This is a genomic window from Agromyces bauzanensis (assembly GCF_014645655.1).
Lineage (GTDB): Bacteria > Actinomycetota > Actinomycetes > Actinomycetales > Microbacteriaceae > Agromyces > Agromyces bauzanensis.
Genome location: NZ_BMMD01000013.1, coordinates 53,041 through 70,018, shown reverse-complemented (window position 1 = coordinate 70,018; position 16,978 = coordinate 53,041). Strand labels below are relative to the sequence as shown.

18 protein-coding genes are annotated in these 16,978 nt (G+C 70.1%); 7 read left to right on the top strand and 11 right to left on the bottom strand.

Annotation, left to right across the window (positions count from 1 at the left end; genetic code table 11):
* Positions 1–71: 71 nt before the first annotated feature.
* Complete coding sequence (locus IEX31_RS11920; protein WP_188743652.1) at positions 72–506, bottom strand: AMIN-like domain-containing (lipo)protein; 435 nt, start codon at positions 504–506, stop codon at positions 72–74.
* Positions 507–1,044: 538 nt separating this feature from the next.
* On the opposite strand from IEX31_RS11920, the gene IEX31_RS11915 reads away from it, so the two are divergent.
* The 3 genes from IEX31_RS11915 to IEX31_RS11905 all read left to right on the top strand — a co-directional run bounded on the left by IEX31_RS11915 (position 1,045) and on the right by IEX31_RS11905 (position 2,742).
* A complete protein-coding gene (locus IEX31_RS11915) occupies positions 1,045–1,599 on the top strand; it encodes an SLAC1 family transporter (protein WP_188743702.1) in 555 nt (184 codons plus the stop codon).
* Between the two features lie 199 nt (positions 1,600–1,798).
* On the top strand, positions 1,799–2,170 hold the full coding sequence (locus IEX31_RS11910) for a rhodanese-like domain-containing protein (protein ID WP_188743651.1): 372 nt from the start codon (positions 1,799–1,801) through the stop codon (positions 2,168–2,170).
* The gene (locus IEX31_RS11905; RefSeq protein WP_188743650.1) at positions 2,167–2,742 is read left to right on the top strand and encodes a hypothetical protein; all 576 of its coding nucleotides are present in this window, start codon (positions 2,167–2,169) and stop codon (positions 2,740–2,742) included. The genes IEX31_RS11910 and IEX31_RS11905 overlap by 4 nt, the downstream gene beginning before the upstream one ends.
* Here the strand turns inward: IEX31_RS11905 and IEX31_RS11900 are convergent.
* The 4 genes from IEX31_RS11900 to IEX31_RS11885 are packed head-to-tail and all read right to left on the bottom strand — an operon-like array spanning position 2,729 to position 4,871.
* Positions 2,729–3,073 carry a hypothetical protein gene (locus tag IEX31_RS11900; RefSeq protein WP_188743649.1) on the bottom strand — a complete coding sequence of 115 codons (345 nt, stop codon included), beginning with the start codon at positions 3,071–3,073 and terminating at the stop codon, positions 2,729–2,731. The two genes, IEX31_RS11905 and IEX31_RS11900, sit on opposite strands and share 14 nt — an antisense overlap.
* 51 nt (positions 3,074–3,124) lie before the next feature.
* Positions 3,125–3,328, bottom strand: coding sequence for a hypothetical protein (locus IEX31_RS11895; protein ID WP_188743648.1), 204 nt, complete (start codon positions 3,326–3,328; stop codon positions 3,125–3,127).
* An 18-nt stretch (positions 3,329–3,346) separates the two neighbouring features.
* Positions 3,347–4,093: a phosphatase PAP2 family protein gene (locus tag IEX31_RS11890; protein WP_188743647.1), complete on the bottom strand. Its 747-nt coding sequence runs from the start codon at positions 4,091–4,093 to the stop codon at positions 3,347–3,349.
* Positions 4,083–4,871 (bottom strand): phosphatase PAP2 family protein, encoded by a 789-nt coding sequence (locus tag IEX31_RS11885; RefSeq protein ID WP_188743646.1) that lies wholly within the window; start codon positions 4,869–4,871, stop codon positions 4,083–4,085. Before IEX31_RS11885 ends, IEX31_RS11890 begins: the two co-directional genes overlap by 11 nt.
* Before the next feature lie 329 nt (positions 4,872–5,200).
* Here IEX31_RS11885 and gadC point away from each other — a divergent pair, with 329 nt between their 5' ends.
* Genes gadC through IEX31_RS11870 form a run of 3 tightly spaced genes read left to right on the top strand, consistent with a single transcriptional unit; the run spans position 5,201 to position 8,477 of the window.
* Positions 5,201–6,682, top strand: coding sequence for a glutamate/gamma-aminobutyrate antiporter GadC (gene gadC, locus IEX31_RS11880; RefSeq protein ID WP_188743645.1), 1,482 nt, complete (start codon positions 5,201–5,203; stop codon positions 6,680–6,682).
* The gene (locus IEX31_RS11875) at positions 6,679–7,128 is read left to right on the top strand and encodes a hypothetical protein (RefSeq protein WP_188743644.1); all 450 of its coding nucleotides are present in this window, start codon (positions 6,679–6,681) and stop codon (positions 7,126–7,128) included. Before gadC ends, IEX31_RS11875 begins: the two co-directional genes overlap by 4 nt.
* Positions 7,129–7,130: 2 nt before the next feature.
* Positions 7,131–8,477 carry a dipeptidase gene (locus tag IEX31_RS11870; RefSeq protein WP_188743643.1) on the top strand — a complete coding sequence of 449 codons (1,347 nt, stop codon included), beginning with the start codon at positions 7,131–7,133 and terminating at the stop codon, positions 8,475–8,477.
* A gap of 54 nt (positions 8,478–8,531) precedes the next feature.
* Here IEX31_RS11870 and IEX31_RS11865 read toward each other — a convergent pair whose 3' ends face one another.
* From IEX31_RS11865 to IEX31_RS11840, 6 genes are all read right to left on the bottom strand, one after another.
* Positions 8,532–9,818: an APC family permease gene (locus IEX31_RS11865; protein ID WP_229662301.1), complete on the bottom strand. Its 1,287-nt coding sequence runs from the start codon at positions 9,816–9,818 to the stop codon at positions 8,532–8,534.
* A gap of 335 nt (positions 9,819–10,153) precedes the next feature.
* Complete coding sequence (locus IEX31_RS11860; protein ID WP_188743641.1) at positions 10,154–11,584, bottom strand: DUF2252 domain-containing protein; 1,431 nt, start codon at positions 11,582–11,584, stop codon at positions 10,154–10,156.
* Between the two features lie 36 nt (positions 11,585–11,620).
* The gene (locus tag IEX31_RS11855; protein WP_188743640.1) at positions 11,621–12,457 is read right to left on the bottom strand and encodes a class II glutamine amidotransferase; all 837 of its coding nucleotides are present in this window, start codon (positions 12,455–12,457) and stop codon (positions 11,621–11,623) included.
* Positions 12,406–12,972, bottom strand: a complete 567-nt coding sequence (locus tag IEX31_RS11850; RefSeq protein WP_188743639.1) for a dihydrofolate reductase family protein — start codon at positions 12,970–12,972, stop codon at positions 12,406–12,408. Before IEX31_RS11850 ends, IEX31_RS11855 begins: the two co-directional genes overlap by 52 nt.
* A gap of 35 nt (positions 12,973–13,007) precedes the next feature.
* Positions 13,008–14,318 (bottom strand): serine hydrolase domain-containing protein, encoded by a 1,311-nt coding sequence (locus tag IEX31_RS11845; RefSeq protein ID WP_188743638.1) that lies wholly within the window; start codon positions 14,316–14,318, stop codon positions 13,008–13,010.
* Between the two features lie 89 nt (positions 14,319–14,407).
* On the bottom strand, positions 14,408–15,733 hold the full coding sequence (locus tag IEX31_RS11840) for an ATP-dependent DNA helicase (RefSeq protein WP_188743637.1): 1,326 nt from the start codon (positions 15,731–15,733) through the stop codon (positions 14,408–14,410).
* A gap of 185 nt (positions 15,734–15,918) precedes the next feature.
* Here IEX31_RS11840 and IEX31_RS11835 point away from each other — a divergent pair, with 185 nt between their 5' ends.
* Positions 15,919–16,965 (top strand): hypothetical protein, encoded by a 1,047-nt coding sequence (locus tag IEX31_RS11835; protein ID WP_188743636.1) that lies wholly within the window; start codon positions 15,919–15,921, stop codon positions 16,963–16,965.
* Positions 16,966–16,978 lie beyond the last annotated feature (13 nt).

Here is a 16,978-nt window from a genome sequence, read left to right as displayed (position 1 = left end):
CCGCGGCGAGCGCGCCGTCGCCGAACCGGGTCAGAATCCCGATCCGGAGGTCATCGGTCACCCGCCGCACATCAGTCGAGCGCGATATCGACGACGAGGCGCGACGGGTTCTCGAGCGTCTCGACGGTGAACCGCCGCTCCCGATCGAGCCCTATCGCCCACATCGTCATCCCTTCGAAATTCTCGATCTGCTCCAGCTCGAGGATCGTCTCCACGTTGACCGGCACGATCTCGCGAGGGCCGTCGTAGCCGTCGCCGTCGGGGTTCGGCATCCACGCGCCGGCCGACACCACGAGCGTCGCATCGCCCGCCACGTCGACCGGCTCGCCCCTGGGCGAATCAATGATCGGGTCCTGCCGGTACTCCACGCGATACCCGGGCAGGGCGCCGGACCCCGCGAACTCGATCACGACGCGCTCGAAGCAGGGCGCATGGCTGCCAGTGCGGATGTCGATGCCGACGAGGCTCGACAGGCGCTCGGGGAAGCCGTCTTCGACCGCGCCCACATCACCGGGGTCGGGACACTCCGCAGGTTCCGACTGCGGCGGGGTGGTTCTCGGGGATGGCGTCCCAGGGGGCGGCGACTCGGGAGGCGCCGTTGAGGTGGGTGTCGGTTCGGGCCCCGCGAGCGTGCACGCCGACAGCGACATGGCGGCTGCGGCGACGAGCGCGGCCGTGGCAGCGACCCTGCCGAGAGAGCGGGTGCGGATGTGCCGAGATGCGGTTCTCATGGTCGTTCCTCCTCCGGCTGAGCGGACCGTCGGGGTGTTCCCTTCGTCCCGAGTTCAACATAGCCCTCCGTTCGGAGGACACCAGCGCCGAGACGTTCGCGGCGTCGAGCGCAGACCGCACCGACGTCCGGTAGGCATCGGACCGAGCGAGTCGGCTGGGGCATCCGTTGATACCCTGGTCGGAACCGGCACGGTCGGCACGGACGTGAGGCGAAGCCGTTTCCGGTGACGGCCTTTCAGCACCACGAGCGGTGGCACGAGCGGCTCGCGCGACCCAGTCGTGGCTGTGCCGAACATCTCGTCTCCCCGATGACTGCCAGCGGCGTCGCCCTCGTCATCGCCGCCGCGACATCCGTCGTCTTCATCGCCCGCGTCACTGTTCATCGCCGCACTCGCCGTGCTGCAGGCCGGCGTGATCGAACTCGTCGACGACATGACAGCGCTCTGGGTCGCGCTCGTGTTCCTCGTGCCGGGCCTCGCGGGCATCCTCATCGTGGGCGTCGCCTTCTACACGCGCGTGATCGGCTCGACCGACGTGCCGCTGCAGGCGGTCTCGGGCAACTGGTTCGTGCCCGTCGTGCCGCTCGTGCTTGTGCCGAGCATCCTGACGCGCACCGAGGTGCTCGGCGGGCCGATCGATTCGGCCTCGCTCGCGTTCGCCGCGGTGGCCACCTGGGGCATCGGCTTCGGGCTGTTCCTGCTCCTCACCGCCATCATCGGCGGCCGCCTGCTCATCGCCTCGCCCCCCGCCGCCGCATGCCGCGCCGACGTGGTGGATCTGGCTCGCGCCGATCGGCACGGGCGCGCTCGGGATCATCTCGAGGCCACGCTCGTGCGGATGCGCTCGGGCGCGGTCTTCGGGCGGTAGCGGTGCCCCGGGGTACGTCCCGAGGCTCGCGGCGACCCGAGCTCGGCGGCGCGAGCTCGGCGGCGGCGCACCGGAGTCCGAGCCGCCGTCGCCAGGACCAGCCCCCCACCGCCGTGATCTCGTCCGGTCAATACCCCGGGGGTATTTCTGGTATCATGACAGGGTCGCCATCGACCACCGACCCAAGGAACCTCCCGCCATGAAGCTCCTCTCCCGCCTGCTCGCCCCCCTCGCCGTCGCGACCGCCGTGGTCCTCGGCGTCGCCGCCTGCGCACCGACCGCAGAGCCCATCGAGGTGGCATCCGACACCGTCGTCATCGACGTGCGCACGCCCGCCGAGTACGCCGAGGGGCACCTCGAGGGCGCGATCAACGTCGACGTGCAGTCGCCCGAGTTCGACGCGCTCGTCTCCGAGCTGCCGGCCGACGGCGAGTACGTCGTCTACTGCCGCTCGGGCAACCGCTCCGCCGCGGCGATCGACCGCATGGAGGCACTCGGCTTCACGTCGCTCGTGAACGCCGGCGGGGTCGACGCCGCCTCGAACGCCACCGGGCTCGCGATCACGAAGTGACTCGTCCGTCAGCGGCGCGCCTCGCCGAACGGGCGACCCACTCGCTCGCCGAGCTACGTTCCTGGCCCCGGTCGCGCGGCTGGATCGTGGCCGGCGCGGCGGCCGGCGCAGCCGCACTGCTCGTCACGACCGGGGGCCTCGTCACATCGGCGTCGTCCGCACCGTGGTGGGCGTGGCCCGTCATCGCGGCGGGCGCGCTGCTGTTCGGGCTCGTCGTCGCCACCTTCCGCGGCGCTCCGGCGGGTGCCGAGCCCGTCGTCTGCGACCTGCGCTGGCCCGTCCTCGGCTTCGTCGGGCTCTCGCTCGCGACCGAGCAGGTCAGCGCCGTGCCCATGATCGATCCGCTCGTGCGACCCGCGTTCGCCCTCGCCGCGCTCGCTCTGCTCGTCCACGGTCTCATCGATCGGATGTCCCGCGAGCGGCGCATGATCGCCGAGCGCCGTCGCCTCGAGGCGGGCGGCGAATCCATCGAGGGCCTCACCTGCACCACGTGCCGACCGCTGTTCCCGGCGCGTCGTAGCGCAGCGGCGGCCACGACGACGACGCCCGGCGACGACCTCACGCACCTCTGAGCGCGAACTCCCCCAGCGCCTGCACGCCGCCGGCCCGGTAGCTCTCCCAGTCGCGGCTCTCGCCGCCGCCCGGCACGACACGGTGCTCCCATTCCGCACGCAGCTCGACCGCGGCATCCGCGATCCGCTCCGCCGTCGAATCGGCGTCGATCCGACGCATGAGATCGCCCAGGGCGGCGATGCGGCCCTCGTGGAACTTGCCCGCAGGGTAGGAACGGCCATCCTTGGCGATGGCGCAGGCCGTCGTGTCGCCGAGGAGCATCGACAACTCCTCGGCCGCCTCGAGGCGACGGCGCTTCACCGTCGCCCGGTCGACCACCGGATCGCCCATCGATCACCCCCGCCTGCGCGCCGTTCCCCGCCCGCCCATTCCATCACGCCCTCACTCGACCAGGAAGCGCTCGACCTCCTCGACGAACATGGCGACCGCCGGATCGTCGGGCTGCAGGATGTGGTCGCGGCCGGGCAGCGCCACGAGTCGGCTGCCGGGGACCACCGCGAAGGGCAGCAGGCCACCCGTGTACCCGGTGCTCTCGGCGACAATGTGCGACCTGGCCAGATTACGACCGCGATCTGCGTGGCTCACCCACCCCGGTTCGGGGCGTCAGGAGTCGTGCGCTCGCGGGTTGTGCTCGATCTCCTGCCAGATCGGCGGATGCGGGAGGCGGTTCTCGCGATAGAGCTTCTCGGCGAACGGTGCCCACACGATCAGCGCGGCGCCCGCGCCGACGAGCATGCCGCCGACGACGTCGGAGACCCAGTGCGCGCCGAGGTACATGCGGCTCGCCATCATCAGGAGCGTGTACGCCGCGCCGGCGACCCACACCCAGGTGCGGAGGAGGATCAGGCCGAGCGCCGTCGCGATCACCGCCGCATTCGACGCGTGGCCCGACGGGAACGAGCCGAAGTCGGGGCTGACGAGGATGTCCTCGGGACGCACCCGGCCGACGAGCACCTTGAGGACCCGCGTGACGAGCCCGCTCGCCGCGATCGCGGCGACGAAGAAGCCCGCCGCCCACGGCCGGCGCCAGAGCAGCAGCCCGACCACGATGATCGCGGGCACGATGACGCTCGAGACGAGGCCGCTGCCGAGCCAGTTGAGGGCGAGCGCCGCGGAGGTGACGACCGGGGTGCGGCTGTCGGCGACCGCGCTCATCAGCGCCGATTCGAACTCGAACGGCTCGCGCGCCCTGTTGATGACGATCACCACGCCGACCGCGACGACCACGGCGAGCGCGATCACGCCCGTCCACGCCCACGGTCGGCGGCTGACCCGCACCGGCGCGGGCACATGGTCCGCGGCGTGCTCCACGCGCGGGTCCTGGCGGGGCTGCGACTCCTCAGTGCTCATCGCGCCCCCACGCCTCGGGACGGGCGTCGGACTCGTGGGCCTGCTCGGACGAACCCACCCGGACCGTGCGCCAGGTGTCGACGGCGATCACGATGCCGAGCACGACGAGCGAGAGGAAGATCGACCCGACCGCGTCGGTCGCGTAGTGGTACCCGAGGTAGATGCGGCAGGCGGCGGTGACCAGCACGATCACGGCTGCGGCGAGGAATGCGAGCACCGTGATCACCGGACGGCGGTGGCGGGAGAACACGAGGTACGTGCCGATGAACAGGAAGTCGGCGACGCCCATGACGTGGCCGGAGGGGAACGACGACGACGGGTCGTAGCCGATCATCATCTCCTCGGCTGGCGGGCGGTCGCGCGCGATGATGGGCGCGAGCGCCTGCACCACGATGACGCCGAGGATCATGCCGCCGGCGAGCAGGATAGGCCGCCACGCGTGCTTCGCGAAGATGCCCCAGGCGACCGTGGTCACGAGGATGGCGATGGGCATCACGATGGGGCCGAACACGATCGCGAGCACGATCATGAACGTCGTGATCCGCTCGTCGCGGCCCGACTCGAGCCACGCCTCGACGGGAGCGTCGATGAACGACAGGTCGTCGGCCTCGAGGATCGAGTCGAGCACGACGAAGAAGCCCGTGAAGCCGATCGTGATCAGCACGCCCGCGATGAGGTAGAGGTTCCGCTTGCCGGAGCCGACGACCACGCGCTCCTCGACGATGAACTGCTCGTGGAACCGGCGCACGCACCCCGCCCATTTCGCCGTCTCGGTCACCGTGCACCCTCCTCCTCCGGCGGACGGCCAGGATGGTCCGCCGGGGATGGCCCATGATGACACGCGGACCCCCTCGTCCGGAGGGGGTTGCGGTCGAGTGCGCGGTCGGTGCAGGCGGCGCGGAGCGCGCGAGGATCCCGCCGATCGCGGCCGCTCGACGACGCTCGAACGCCGATGGTCTTTAGTCCCGAAGCTCGCCGGTCCGCGAGCGCTATCTTCCACTCGTCCAGTTTGTGAGGCTGTTCTGAGGGGATAATCATGGCACTGACGTCGATGTCCATATGCGCACGCGACGCGACGCCGCCCGACGGCGATCGGGTGCGTCTCTCATGAGCGCCGCAGACGCGTCGGCCGACCTGCCCAAGGCTGCGGGGATGTCCCGCGCGAAGGCGCCCGCGCTCGTCAACATCTCCTGGGTGGCGCTTGCCCTCATGACCACCGCCTCCGTCGCGAGCCTGCGACCGGCGCCGACCATGGCCATCTACGGCCTCGCGGCGATCTTCCTCTATCTCGTGCCGGCCGTCGTGTTCCTGCTGCCGACGTCGCTCGTCTCGGCGGAGCTCGCCTCGGGCTGGGAGGGCGGCATCTACAAGTGGGTGTCGACCGGTATCTCGAAGCCGATGGGCTTCCTCGCCGTATGGTGCCAGTTCGCGATGACGATCTTCTACTATCCGAGCCTGCTGGGGTTCGTGGCAGCCACCCTCGCCTACGTGATCAATCCCGACCTCGCCAGCAACGGCGTCTGGACGGCACTCGTGATCATGGTCTGCTACTGGTCGGGCGTGTTCATCTCGTCGCGCGGCACGAAGGGCGTCGCCGGCCTCGCCAGCGGCGGCCTGATCATCGGCACGCTCATCCCGGGCGCGCTGCTGATCCTGCTTGGCGCCGCGTTCCTCGGCCAGGGCAACCCGTCGGCCGCGCCGATGACCGCGGAGAACCTGCTGCCGCAGTGGGCGGGTCTTGCGAGCCTCGTGCTCATCGTGAACAACTTCCTGTCGTACAGCGGCATGGAGATGAACGCGGTACACGTGTCGTCCCTGCGCAATCCGGGCAAGGAATACCCGAAGTCGATGTTCCTCGCGATGGGGCTCGTGCTCCTGATCTTCATCCTCCCGGCACTGGCCATCAGCTGGGTCGTCCCGGCCGAGGAGCTCTCGCTCACCGCCGGCGTCATGCAGGCGTTCGACGCAGTGCTCGCGGTCTTCGACTGGCAGTGGCTCACCCCGATCATCGGCATCGCCCTGGTGGCGGCCTCCCTCGGCGGCATGTTGACCTGGCTCGCCGGGCCGTCGAAGGGTCTGCTGCTGATCTCACGGGAGGAGGGCTATCTGCCTCCCTTCCTGCAGCGGCTGAACAAGCACGGCGTGCAGCAGAACCTGCTCGTCACGCAGGGCCTCGTCACCACGGTGATCGCACTCGGCTACGCCCTGATCCCGGATGTCTCGAGCGCGTACTGGATCTTCTCGGTGATCACGACGCAGGTGTACCTGATCATGTACCTGCTCATGTTCGTCGCCGCCATACGGCTGCGCCGCAGTCACCCCGATCACCCGCGTGGCTATCGGGCCCCGATGCTCATCGGCCTGTGCGGAGTCGGATTCGCCGCCTCGCTCGCGGCACTGCTCGTCGGGTTCATCCCGCCGTCGCAGTTCGGCGGCGGCAACCCGTGGATCTATTTCGTGATCGTCGCGGGCGGAGCGCTCGGGCTCGGCCTGCTCGTGCCGTGGTTGTTCTACAGGTTCCGCAAGCCGTCATGGAAGCTCCCGCAGGAGCCCGGTCTTGCTGAGCAGTCGGAGGTGAAGGAATCATGAGCACGCAGACGGAGACGTCGACGAGGCGCGAACGCTCGGTCCTCTACATCGTGGTGGTCGTCGTACTGGTGATCCTCGCCGTGATCGCCCTCATCATGTTCCGGTCCGCCAGGCAGACCGCCCAAGCCGAGGAGAAGGCCCAGGAGCTGATCCAGGCGCTCGAAGACGCCGGGGCGGAGACGACGCCCTCGGTCGAGATGATCTCCCGCGTCCTCGGCGACGACGGCGACATCGTCTGCGCCGATCCGAACGGCGCGCTGAACCGCGCGGCGCTCCTCAGCCTGCTCTCGAACGGCGCGGGCGGTCCCGGCATCCGGCCCGTGATCGCCGAGAGCCGTTCGGTGCAGGGTGTGCTGCTGATCGTCGAGGTCTACTGCCCTGACGAGCTCGAGGAGTTCCAGGAGTTCATCGACGGCCTCGAGACCGTCGACGGAAGCGGCGGGTGATCGTGGACCTGCGTTCACGGGTCGGCGACCTGATGTCGTCGGCCCGGCAGGAGCTGGCCGAGCTCGTGGCCATCAGGTCCGTCGCCGACCCCCGCCAGTTCCCGCCCGAGGAGTGCGAGAAGGCGGCGCTCTGGGTGCGCGACCGGTTCGCGGAACTCGGGTTCGCCGACGCCAGGCTCGAGCCGACACCCGATGGCAGCAGGGCCGTCGTCGGATTGCGGCCCGCATCCGATCCCGATGCGGCGACCGTGCTCCTGTACGCCCATTACGACGTGCAGCCACCGCTCGACGAGTCGGCGTGGCGCACGCCGCCATTCGAGCTCACCGACGTCGATGGCCGCTGGTATGGTCGCGGCGCCGCCGACTGCAAGGGCAACATCCTCATGCACCTGCTCGCGCTGCGGGCGCTCGGCGACGACGTGCCGGTCCACCTGAAGCTCGTCATCGAGGGTTCCGAGGAGCAGGGCACGGGCGGGCTCGAGGCGTTCGTGGCCGCGAACCCCGATCTCCTGCGCGCCGACGCCATCCTCGTGTGCGACACGGGCAACGCCGAGGTCGGGCAGCCGGCCGCGACCGTGACCCTGCGCGGCATGGTGAACGTGGTGGTGACGGTGCGTGCGCTCGCCTCCGAGGTGCACTCCGGCATGTTCGGCGGCCCCGCACCCGACGCGCTCGCCGCGCTCATCGCGATCCTCGCGTCGATGCGCGACGCGGCCGGCAATACGACGATCACCGGACTCGACGCCTCCCGGCGTTGGGACGGCGCGCCGTATCCGCCCGAGCAGTTCCGCTCCGACGCCGGCCTCCTCGAGGGCGTCGCGCTGCTCGGCGACGGCAGCGTCTCCGACATGCTCTGGGCCCGGCCGGCCGTCACGGTGCTCGGCATCGACTGTCCGCCCGTGGTGGGGTCGACGGCCGCGATCGTGCCACACGCCGCCGCACGGCTCAACCTTCGGATCCCTCCCGGCACGGCACCGGACGAGGCCCACGCCGCACTCGACGCGCACCTGCGCGCCGCCGCGCCGTGGGGAGTGCACGTCGATGTCGAGCTCGAGGCGGAGGGATCGCCCTTCGAGGCGCAGGTCGACGGGCCGGCCTACCGGGCGATGGCCGCGGCCATGCAGGAGGCCTACGGCACGCCGATGACGAAGCTCGGCCAGGGCGGGTCGATCCCGCTCTGCAACGTCTTCACCGACACCTACCCCGACGCGGAGATCATCCTGATGGGCGTCGAAGAGCCGCTCGCCCTCATCCACGCGCCGAACGAGAGCGTCGATCCCACCGAGATCGAACGGCTCGCCCTCAGCGAGGCGCTGTTCCTGCAGGGGTACGCGGCTTCGCGCGACTGACGGCGGTCCGGGCGATGTCGCGGCATCCCCCCGCGGATCGCGCGCGGCATCCGCTCACCCGTCGTGATCGGTGACCGTGGGTGCGTCGTGCTCGCGGCGTGCGCGGACCCGCTTCCAGACGAGGTCGATCACGATCGCCAGCACGAGGATGGCGACGAGCGCGACCGCAGTGGCCGGCTCGTTCACGAGCGTCGTCGTGACGAACACGACGAAGGTGCCGAGGGTGGCCACGAGCGCGATGATGAGCACGATGAGGCTCGCTCCGGTCTGCCGGTAGAGCCGGAAGTGCGAGATCGTCACGGCCGAGAACACCAGGAGTGCCACGGCGCTGCCGATCGATGCGATCTTGTTGAGGTCGAAGAGGGTCACGAAGAGGATCGCGAGCGCGGCCATGCCCAGCAGGCCGACCGGCGCCCGGCCGAGCGAACGGCCGAAGACGGGCGGGAACTGGCCGACCTTGGCCAGATGCTGCGTCATGCCCACCGACGGGTAGAGGCTCGCGTTCACGGCGCCGGCCGTCGAGAACAGCGCCGTGATCACCATGAGCACGTAACCCCAGTCTCCGAGCACCGGGCGCGCGGCCTCAGCGAGGGCCGTGGTGCCATAGTCGACGACCTGCTCGGCCGAGAGCGTGCCGAAGACGCCCAGCGCGACGGCGACGTAGATCGTGGTGGCGATCGCGAGCGCGATGTACACCGCGCGCGGCAGTTGGCGCTTCGGATTCGACAGGTCCTTCGCGGTGAAGGTGATGACGCCGAAGCCGAGGAACGCGAAGAACGTGAGCGCGACGCTCGCGATGATCTCGCGCACGCCCGGGTAGCCCGCGGGGTCGAGGAGCGCCGGGTCCCAGTTGGCGATGGTGACCACGGCGAACACGGTGAGGATGCCGAGCACGATCCTCACGATCACCGACTGCACCCGCGCCACCGCGTTCGATCCGACCGCGTTGAGCGCGGTCATCACGAGGACGAGGGCGACCGCGAACGCCGTCACCCAGAACGGGTCGTCACCGGCGAACACCGAGCTCGCGTATCCGCCGAACGACGAGGCGACCATCGCGGCGACGATCGCACCGGTGACGTAGAAGAGCCAGGACACGACTCCGGCGAAGTGCCCCTCTCCGAACCCGTGGGCGAGGAAGGCGAGCAGCCCGCCACCTGACGGGAACGTCGCCCCGAGCTTGGCGAACGAGTACCCCTGCAGCCCGGCGATGGCGCCGGCGATCAGGAACGACAGCCAGACGGCCGACCCGGCCACTGCCCCCGCGGCGCCGAGCAGGGCGAAGATGCCCGCCCCGACCATCGATCCCACGCCGATGAACGTCGCCTGGGCGACTGTCATCCGCTTCTTCTCTTCGGTTGCCGACATGTTGTCCCCCCAGCTTCATGGAGCCGACGCGTACCTGCGGCCTGAGGCCCGCGGTCAGGCTACGCGTCGGGCCGGGGAGGGGGTCGGGCCTTTCGGCCCGTCGGCGGCCCTCGGTACCCTGACGGCATGACGCGGCGAGCGGATGCCGAGCATGTGCACGCCGAGACCCGTGAGGCCTGGCACGCGTAGCTCGCCGCGAATCACGCCCGCTCGACGGGGGTTCGGCTCGTCAACTGGCGCACGCGCACCGGCAGGCCACGCATCGAGTACGAGGACGCAGTGCTCGAGGCGCCCGGCACCCGCCGAGGCTACCCGAGCTCTGACGCCGGCAGTCGACCGGATGCCACCGCCTCGGCGAACGCCGCATAGTCGCGTTCGTTCTGGTCGGCATAGTCGGACGCGAACTCGGCGAGCGCACGATCCAACCGGTCGCTCGACCCGACGTAGGCCGCGATCGCCACTCGGTCGCCCGAGCGGCCATGCGCCCGCGCGAGGGTCTCACCGCATACCTGCGCATAGAGCTTCGTGCCCGCGGGCACCATGCCCTCGGGGTCGAGCGCGCCCTTCCAGTCGTACATCTGCCGGAGGTAGAAGTCGCGCGCGACGCCGTCGTGCCCCTCCACCCGCTGCCAGCCGAGGAACAGGTCGCTCGCCCCTTGCATGAGTCGCTGCCCGCGCACGACCCGCTCGCAGTGGTGCGCGTACTCGCTCGGCGCCAGGTACCGTTCGAGCACCGATGCCTCGGCCTGCTTCGCCTGGAGCAGCAGCGGGTCGTCGTCGGCGCGGCCGCGCAACAGCACGACCCATGCACGGGTGCCGACACTGCCGACGCCCACGACCTTCCGGGCCATGTGCATGTAGGTGAACTCGGCAATGGGGTGCCTCGATCCCGGAAGGGTCGCCTGATAGTCGCGGAGGATGCGACGAATCGCCTCGATGTCCTCCTCGTGCGTGCGACCGGCGGGGCGCAGGTCCTCGAGGGGGACGACGAGCGGCGGGTCGGCGACGATCTGCAGGCGCCCGTCGACGTTCTGCACCAGCTTCGAGAAGGCACGCATGCTGTCGCGCGTCCGAGCCTTCGCGATCATCTCGTCGGTGCGCTTCACCTGACGGTCGCCCGCGTGGCGCGCGTCGCGCTCGACTCGCACCCACGCGGCCACCTGGTCGGCGTCGAGCCGGTCGTACCACGCGTCGAGCACCCGGGACTCGGCGGCGCGCGACATCCGTTCGCGATATCCCCGCACGACGGTGCGATTGATCGCGTCGCGCTCGGCATCGTCGAAGCCGCGATGACGGCCCGCCACCTCGAAGCTCGCCACGAGGCGCTTGAGGTCCCACTCCCAGGGTCCAGGCAAAGTCTCGTCGAAGTCGTTCATGTCGAAGAGCAGCCGGCGTTCCGGAGTGCCGAAGAGCCCGAAGTTCGAGAGGTGGGCGTCGCCGCAGAGTTGCACGGTGATGCCGGAGTCCGGCGTCGTCGCGAGGTCGGATGCCATGAGCACGGCCGCACCCCGGTAGAAGGTGAACGGCGACACGAGCATCCGGGCGTGCCGAATCGGCACGAGCTCGGGCACCCGCCCCAGCGACTGCTCCTCCAGCAGCGCGACCGGATCCGGACGGCCTTCCGGCGGGTGCCATCCTGCATGGGACGACCGGGGAACACGGCGTCGCGCCGCCCTGCCCCATTCCGCGCGCGCGGCGAAGTCCGTCGGCGGCGGGGCGGTGCCGAGCTCGTCGATCATGTCGCGGTCCTCTCCGGCCGGCCGGCCGACGCCTCGTCAGTCCGCCAGGAAGGGCTCGTGACGGTACCCGCCGGGTTCGAGGATCGCCGCCGTCGACTCCGGCACCTCGACCCACACCCCCGGCATCTCGGAGAGCGGCTCGGAGACCACCAGATGCGCCTCATCGCCGAACAGCCGCAGTCGCTCGGCATCGGGATACATCTCCCGCAGCGTCGGGACGTCGGCGGAATGGAAGAGCGAACGCGTGCGCCCCTGCGACGAATACCGGAACGCCCACACCCGCTGGCCGTCGGACACCGCGATCGTGCCCTGCCACGGGAACTGCACGTCGTGTTCGTGCCCGACGGACTCGACGGTGCGGATCGCGCGCCCGACGGCCGCAACCGGATCGTCGGCCAGGCCGAGCGTCAGCGCGAGGTGGAAGAGCACCTCCGAGTCGGTCGTGCCCAGGACGTTGGGATACAGCGACGGGTCGATCGCGAGCGTGAGGTCGCGCTTGACCTTGTGCCAGCCCCCGATGGCGCCGTTGTGCATGAACATCCAGTTCTCGTAGCGGAACGGGTGACAGTTCGTCTGCTGGATCGGCGGCGCGGCGGCGGCGCGCACGTGCGTGAAGAAGAGCGGCGACAGGATCGCCCGCGTGAGCTCACGGAGGTTCTGGTCGTTCCAGGCCGGCTCCGTACTGTGGAAGAGTGCCGGCTCCGTTCCCGCCGGCGCGTCGGTCGGATACCAGCCGAACCCGAAGCCGTCGCCGTTCACCGTCTCCGCGCCGAGCGACGAGTCGAGCGATTGCGCCACGATCGAGTTGTTCGCGTCGAGCACTATGGTCGAGGGGCGCAACGGCTCCCCCAGATACGCCAGCCACCTGCACATGGACTCTTCCCCCTTCTTCTGCGGATCACCTGACCCGATATCGCAAGAACACCACACCGCGTGCCGCCGCCCACCACGACGGGATGCAGGAACGGGCGCACCTCGTCGACGGGGCCCGCCCGGAAGGCGTGCGCGGCGAGGCCCGAGATCGACACGTCCCAGGTGGAGTTCTGCACTTGGTCGCGCACCGCGTCGACGTCCGAGCTCCGCTCGAGCCGGGTGCGCTTGGTGCCGTCCGCATCGAACGTCGTCGAGAACACGACCTTGTCGGCCGCCTGCCACGCCGACGTGTAGTCGCGCTCGACGTCGGTGCGGTCGGGCTCCTCGTGGGCGCGCTCCCAGTAGCGCATCACCTCGAACATGCGGCGGCCGTAGAGGTAGGTGCGGATCGATCGCCCGAGGTGGTCCACGAACGCGAGCACCGCGGCATCCGGTGCTCCCCAGCCGAAGTCGCCGCGCTCATCGGCGATGTACCCGTCGACGGACGTCAGGCCGCTGGACATCAACCTGCCCACGTCGTCCTCCTCTGCGGGTCTTGATGGAAAGCAACTCAGCCCGACGGAACGAGCTCGGGCGTCGCCTCCGGCGTGCTCGGGCACTTCGCCAGTTCCTGCATCCTCGCAGAAACCTGGTCGATCGACCACGGGAGTTCGATCATCGGACGCTCGTGTTCGGGGGCGGCCTCGGCCTTCGAGGCGATCGAGGCGACACCGAATGCCACCTCCCGCACGAAGTCGGCGCCCGAGGTGGAGTTGTTGAGCGCCACCACGACCGTGAGACCGCTGCCGGGGTCGGTGAACGCGGCGGTGAGCGCACCTGGGCTCTCACCGGCCGCGCCGCGCAACGGCCCGTACTGGAATCCGCCGATGCCCGCCTCGTACCACGCGGGCACCGACCCGCCGAGTGGGAGCGTCGTCCACTGCTCGCGCATCGTCGATTCGTCGAGGAGCGCGCCGGTGGCGAAGGCCTGTGCGAAGCGGCGTGCGTCCTCGAGGTTCGACACGGCGCCGGCGGCGGCTCCGCCCATCGAGCTCGACTGCGCGGAGTCGTCGACGAGCACGGCGCAGTCGACGGCGCCGTCCTGCCCGATGCGGGCCGAGTAGGCGTCGAGTGTGCCGTCATGCTCGGTGACCGAGGCATCCGGCAGCTCCGTGGCCTCCATTCCCAGCGGTTCGAAGACGTACTCGGACGCGAGGTCCGACCACGACCGGCCGGTACGGCGCTCGAGCGCCAGCGCGAGCAGGAGGATGCCCGTGCGGGATTCGCGCACCTGCTCCCCCGGCGGGCCGGTCCGCGACATCGCGAGCCCGTTGGAGACCAGTTCCGCCGGCGGCCACGGACGTTGCGGGTTCGCCACGAAGTGGCTCCGCAGGCCCGGGTGGTAGTCGGCGAGGCCCGACGTGTGCCGGCAGAGGTGCTCGAGCGTGATGCCGTCGAGCCGAGGGATCCAGTCCACGTACCGCTCGACCTCGTCGTCGAGCGAGACGACGCCCTCGTCGACGAGGGCCAGCAGCACGCTGCAGGTGATCTCGGTCGTGACGGTCGTGAGATGGAATCGGTCGTCGAGCTGCACCTCGGGCGAACCCTCGCCGAATCCGGAAGTGCCGGATGTCCCGATCCACTCGCCTGCCCACGGCGCCCACACGCCGGCGAGCCCGCCACTCGAGCCGCTCAGGGCGACGGCCTGGTCGAGGAGGGCCTGCATGCCGCTCGCAGTCTCCTCGGTGAGCGCGGCGTCGACCTGTTCGAACTCGGCGGCCGGGTCGATGACGCCGATCGTGCACCCCGAGAGCACGAGGGATGCAGCGATCGCGGCGACGAGTCCGACCCGCCGCCGTGATCTTCCCAGACGGTCAGCCACCTTGCCCCCCTAGCCGTGCGCCCGCAGCGATTGTAACCCGCACAGGTGGCGCCGACGTACGCGACGCGTTCGAGCGGCCACGGACGGCGTCAGGCCGTCGCCCCTGGCTGCACGGCGTCGGTGCCGATGTCGCGCACCGCCCCGGACATGAATCGCTCGACATCGCGGTCGACCATGATGTCGCTCGGACGCAGCGGGCGGGCGAGGTAGAGGCCCTCGAGGCTCGTCAGCCGCGACAGCGCCACGTACGTCTGGCCCGGGCTGAACACCCGTGATCCCAGATCGACGATGGCGGCATCGTAGCTCGCCCCCTGGGACTTGTGGATCGTGACCGCCCACGCGAGTCGCAGCGGGAACTGCGTGAACTCGGCGACGATCTGACGTTCGAGCTTCTTTCGGGCCGGATCCCACGTGTACCTGTACTTCTCCCAGGTGGCCGGTTCGACCTCGTGCTCCTCGCCGTCGATCTCCACGCGCACCTCGCGCGTCAGCGACGTGACCGTGCCGATGGTGCCGTTGACCCACCGCGGGCCGTCGCCGCGCACCGCGGTGTCGTTCCGCAGGAACATGACCTGCGCGCCGAGCTTCAGCTCGAGCCGTTCGTCGGCCGGGAACGCACGCCCGCCGAAGTCGCCGTTGACCTCGGCCTCGTTCGCGAGCGACTGCCCGGGCAGCCGGTGCAGCTGGGAGCGGTTGATGCGGTTGACGGTCTCGTTGGTGGTGGCGAGCGTGATGGCGCCCTGCTCGGGCCACGGCCGCCGCGCGCCCGCATCGTTGAGCGCGCCCGCGATCTCGGCGGTCACCCAGCCGTGCCGCACGGCGTCGAGCATGCGCTTGAACGCGTCGTCGTGCTGGCGGTGGATCTCACCGAGCTCGTAGATGCGCAGGTCGGCCTCCCGCCAGACATTCGCATCGAAGAACCACATCGACGAGTAGGTGTCGGCGAAGTACCGGCGCTCGTCGCCCGAGCCGGGCACCGGGGCGAGCTGGTAGGGGTCGCCGAAGAGCACGACCTGCACCCCGCCGAACGGATCGTGCGGCCGCTGCCTGGCCTGGCGCAGCGACCGGTCCATGGCGTCCATGAGATCGGCGTTCACCATCGACACCTCGTCGATCACAAGGGTGTCCATGGCGTTCAGGATCTTGCGCACCGCGTCGTTCTGCTCGATGTCATGGTCGGCGATGACCCCGATCGGCAGGCGGAACAGCGAGTGGATGGTCTGCCCGCCGACGTTGAGCGCCGCCACGCCGGTCGGCGCGCAGATGACGATCTGCTTCTGCGTGTGCCAGTTCAGGTGGTTCAGGAGCGTCGACTTGCCGGTGCCCGCGCGGCCGGTGACGAAGACGTGCTCGCGCGTGCCTTCGATGGCCTGGAACACCGCGGCCTGTTCGCGGGTGAGGGTCACGTTCTGCACGAGGATGCTTTCGATCCGACGGTCGGATGCCGCGAGCGGGCGTCGCGGCCACGGCGCCCGTGGGGCGCGTTCCCACTGTAACCGCGCAGCCTGTGACGCCGGCTGAGGTCGCTGCTCCTGTGCTCACGCCCGGCGGGCCTGTGGAACCTCCAGGAACGGTGTGCCCGCCTGCGTAGACTGTCCGGGTGGGGAGCTCAGGCGTGCGCAGCGGTCGGCTGTCCGTCCTGTCCGTCTTCGGCTGGACCTCGCTCGCGCTGCTCCTCGTCGCCGCGTTCCTCGCAGCGCTCGGCGCGCTGAACCAGACCTTCTACGGATCGTCGAGCTTCGTCGAGCGGTACCTCACGGCGATCGCGGAGGACGACATCGCGACGGCCTCGACCACCCCGGGCGTCGCCCTCGACGCCGCCGAGCTCGCGGCGCTCGGGCTGCCCGAGAACGTCTCGACGGCGATGTTCCGCTCCGACGTCATCGAAACGGGGCCCGAAGACCTTCGCATCGTGCGCGACGTCGCGAATCCCGACGGCATCCACTCGGTCACGGCGAGCTACCGGCTCGAAGACGCCATCGTCGAGACCACGTTCGAAGTGCGGCCCCTCGCTCCGCTCTACGGGCTCCTCAACAGGTGGGAGTTCGCGGTGAGCCCCATCGCCGTCGTCGACGTCACCGCGGCCCACAATCCGCTCTTCACGGTGGGCTCGCTCACGCTCGACACCAGGGCGACGAAGGCCGGCGAGGAGCTCGCCGCCTTCACGCAGGTCACGCCGTATCTCGCCATCGCCCCGGCGGTCTACGAGTTCGGGTACACGTCGACGCTCCTCGAGGCCGTTCCCGTCGCGCTGCCCGTCGAGCCCGCGACCCGTACGGCGGTCACGGTCGACGCCATGCCCACGGCGACCTTCGTCGAGCGGGTGCAGTCGAAGGTCGACGACTACCTGCTGCAGTGCACCACGCAGCCCGTGCTCCAGCCTGCCGGATGCCCCTTCGGCATCGAGATCGACGACCGGGTGGTGAGCGAGCCCGTGTGGACGATGGTGTCGAACCCCCCGGTCACCCTGATCGCGGGCGAGACCGCGTTCGAGATGCCGCCCACCGAGGGCGTCGCGCACATCTCCGTCGAGGTGCAGTCGCTCTTCGACGGCGAGTTCTCGCAGCTCGAGGTCGACCAGCCGTTCCTGCTCGCACTGACGGCGGGCATCCGACCCGACGGCAGCATCGCGATCCAGCTGAAGTAGCCGTCGACTGTAG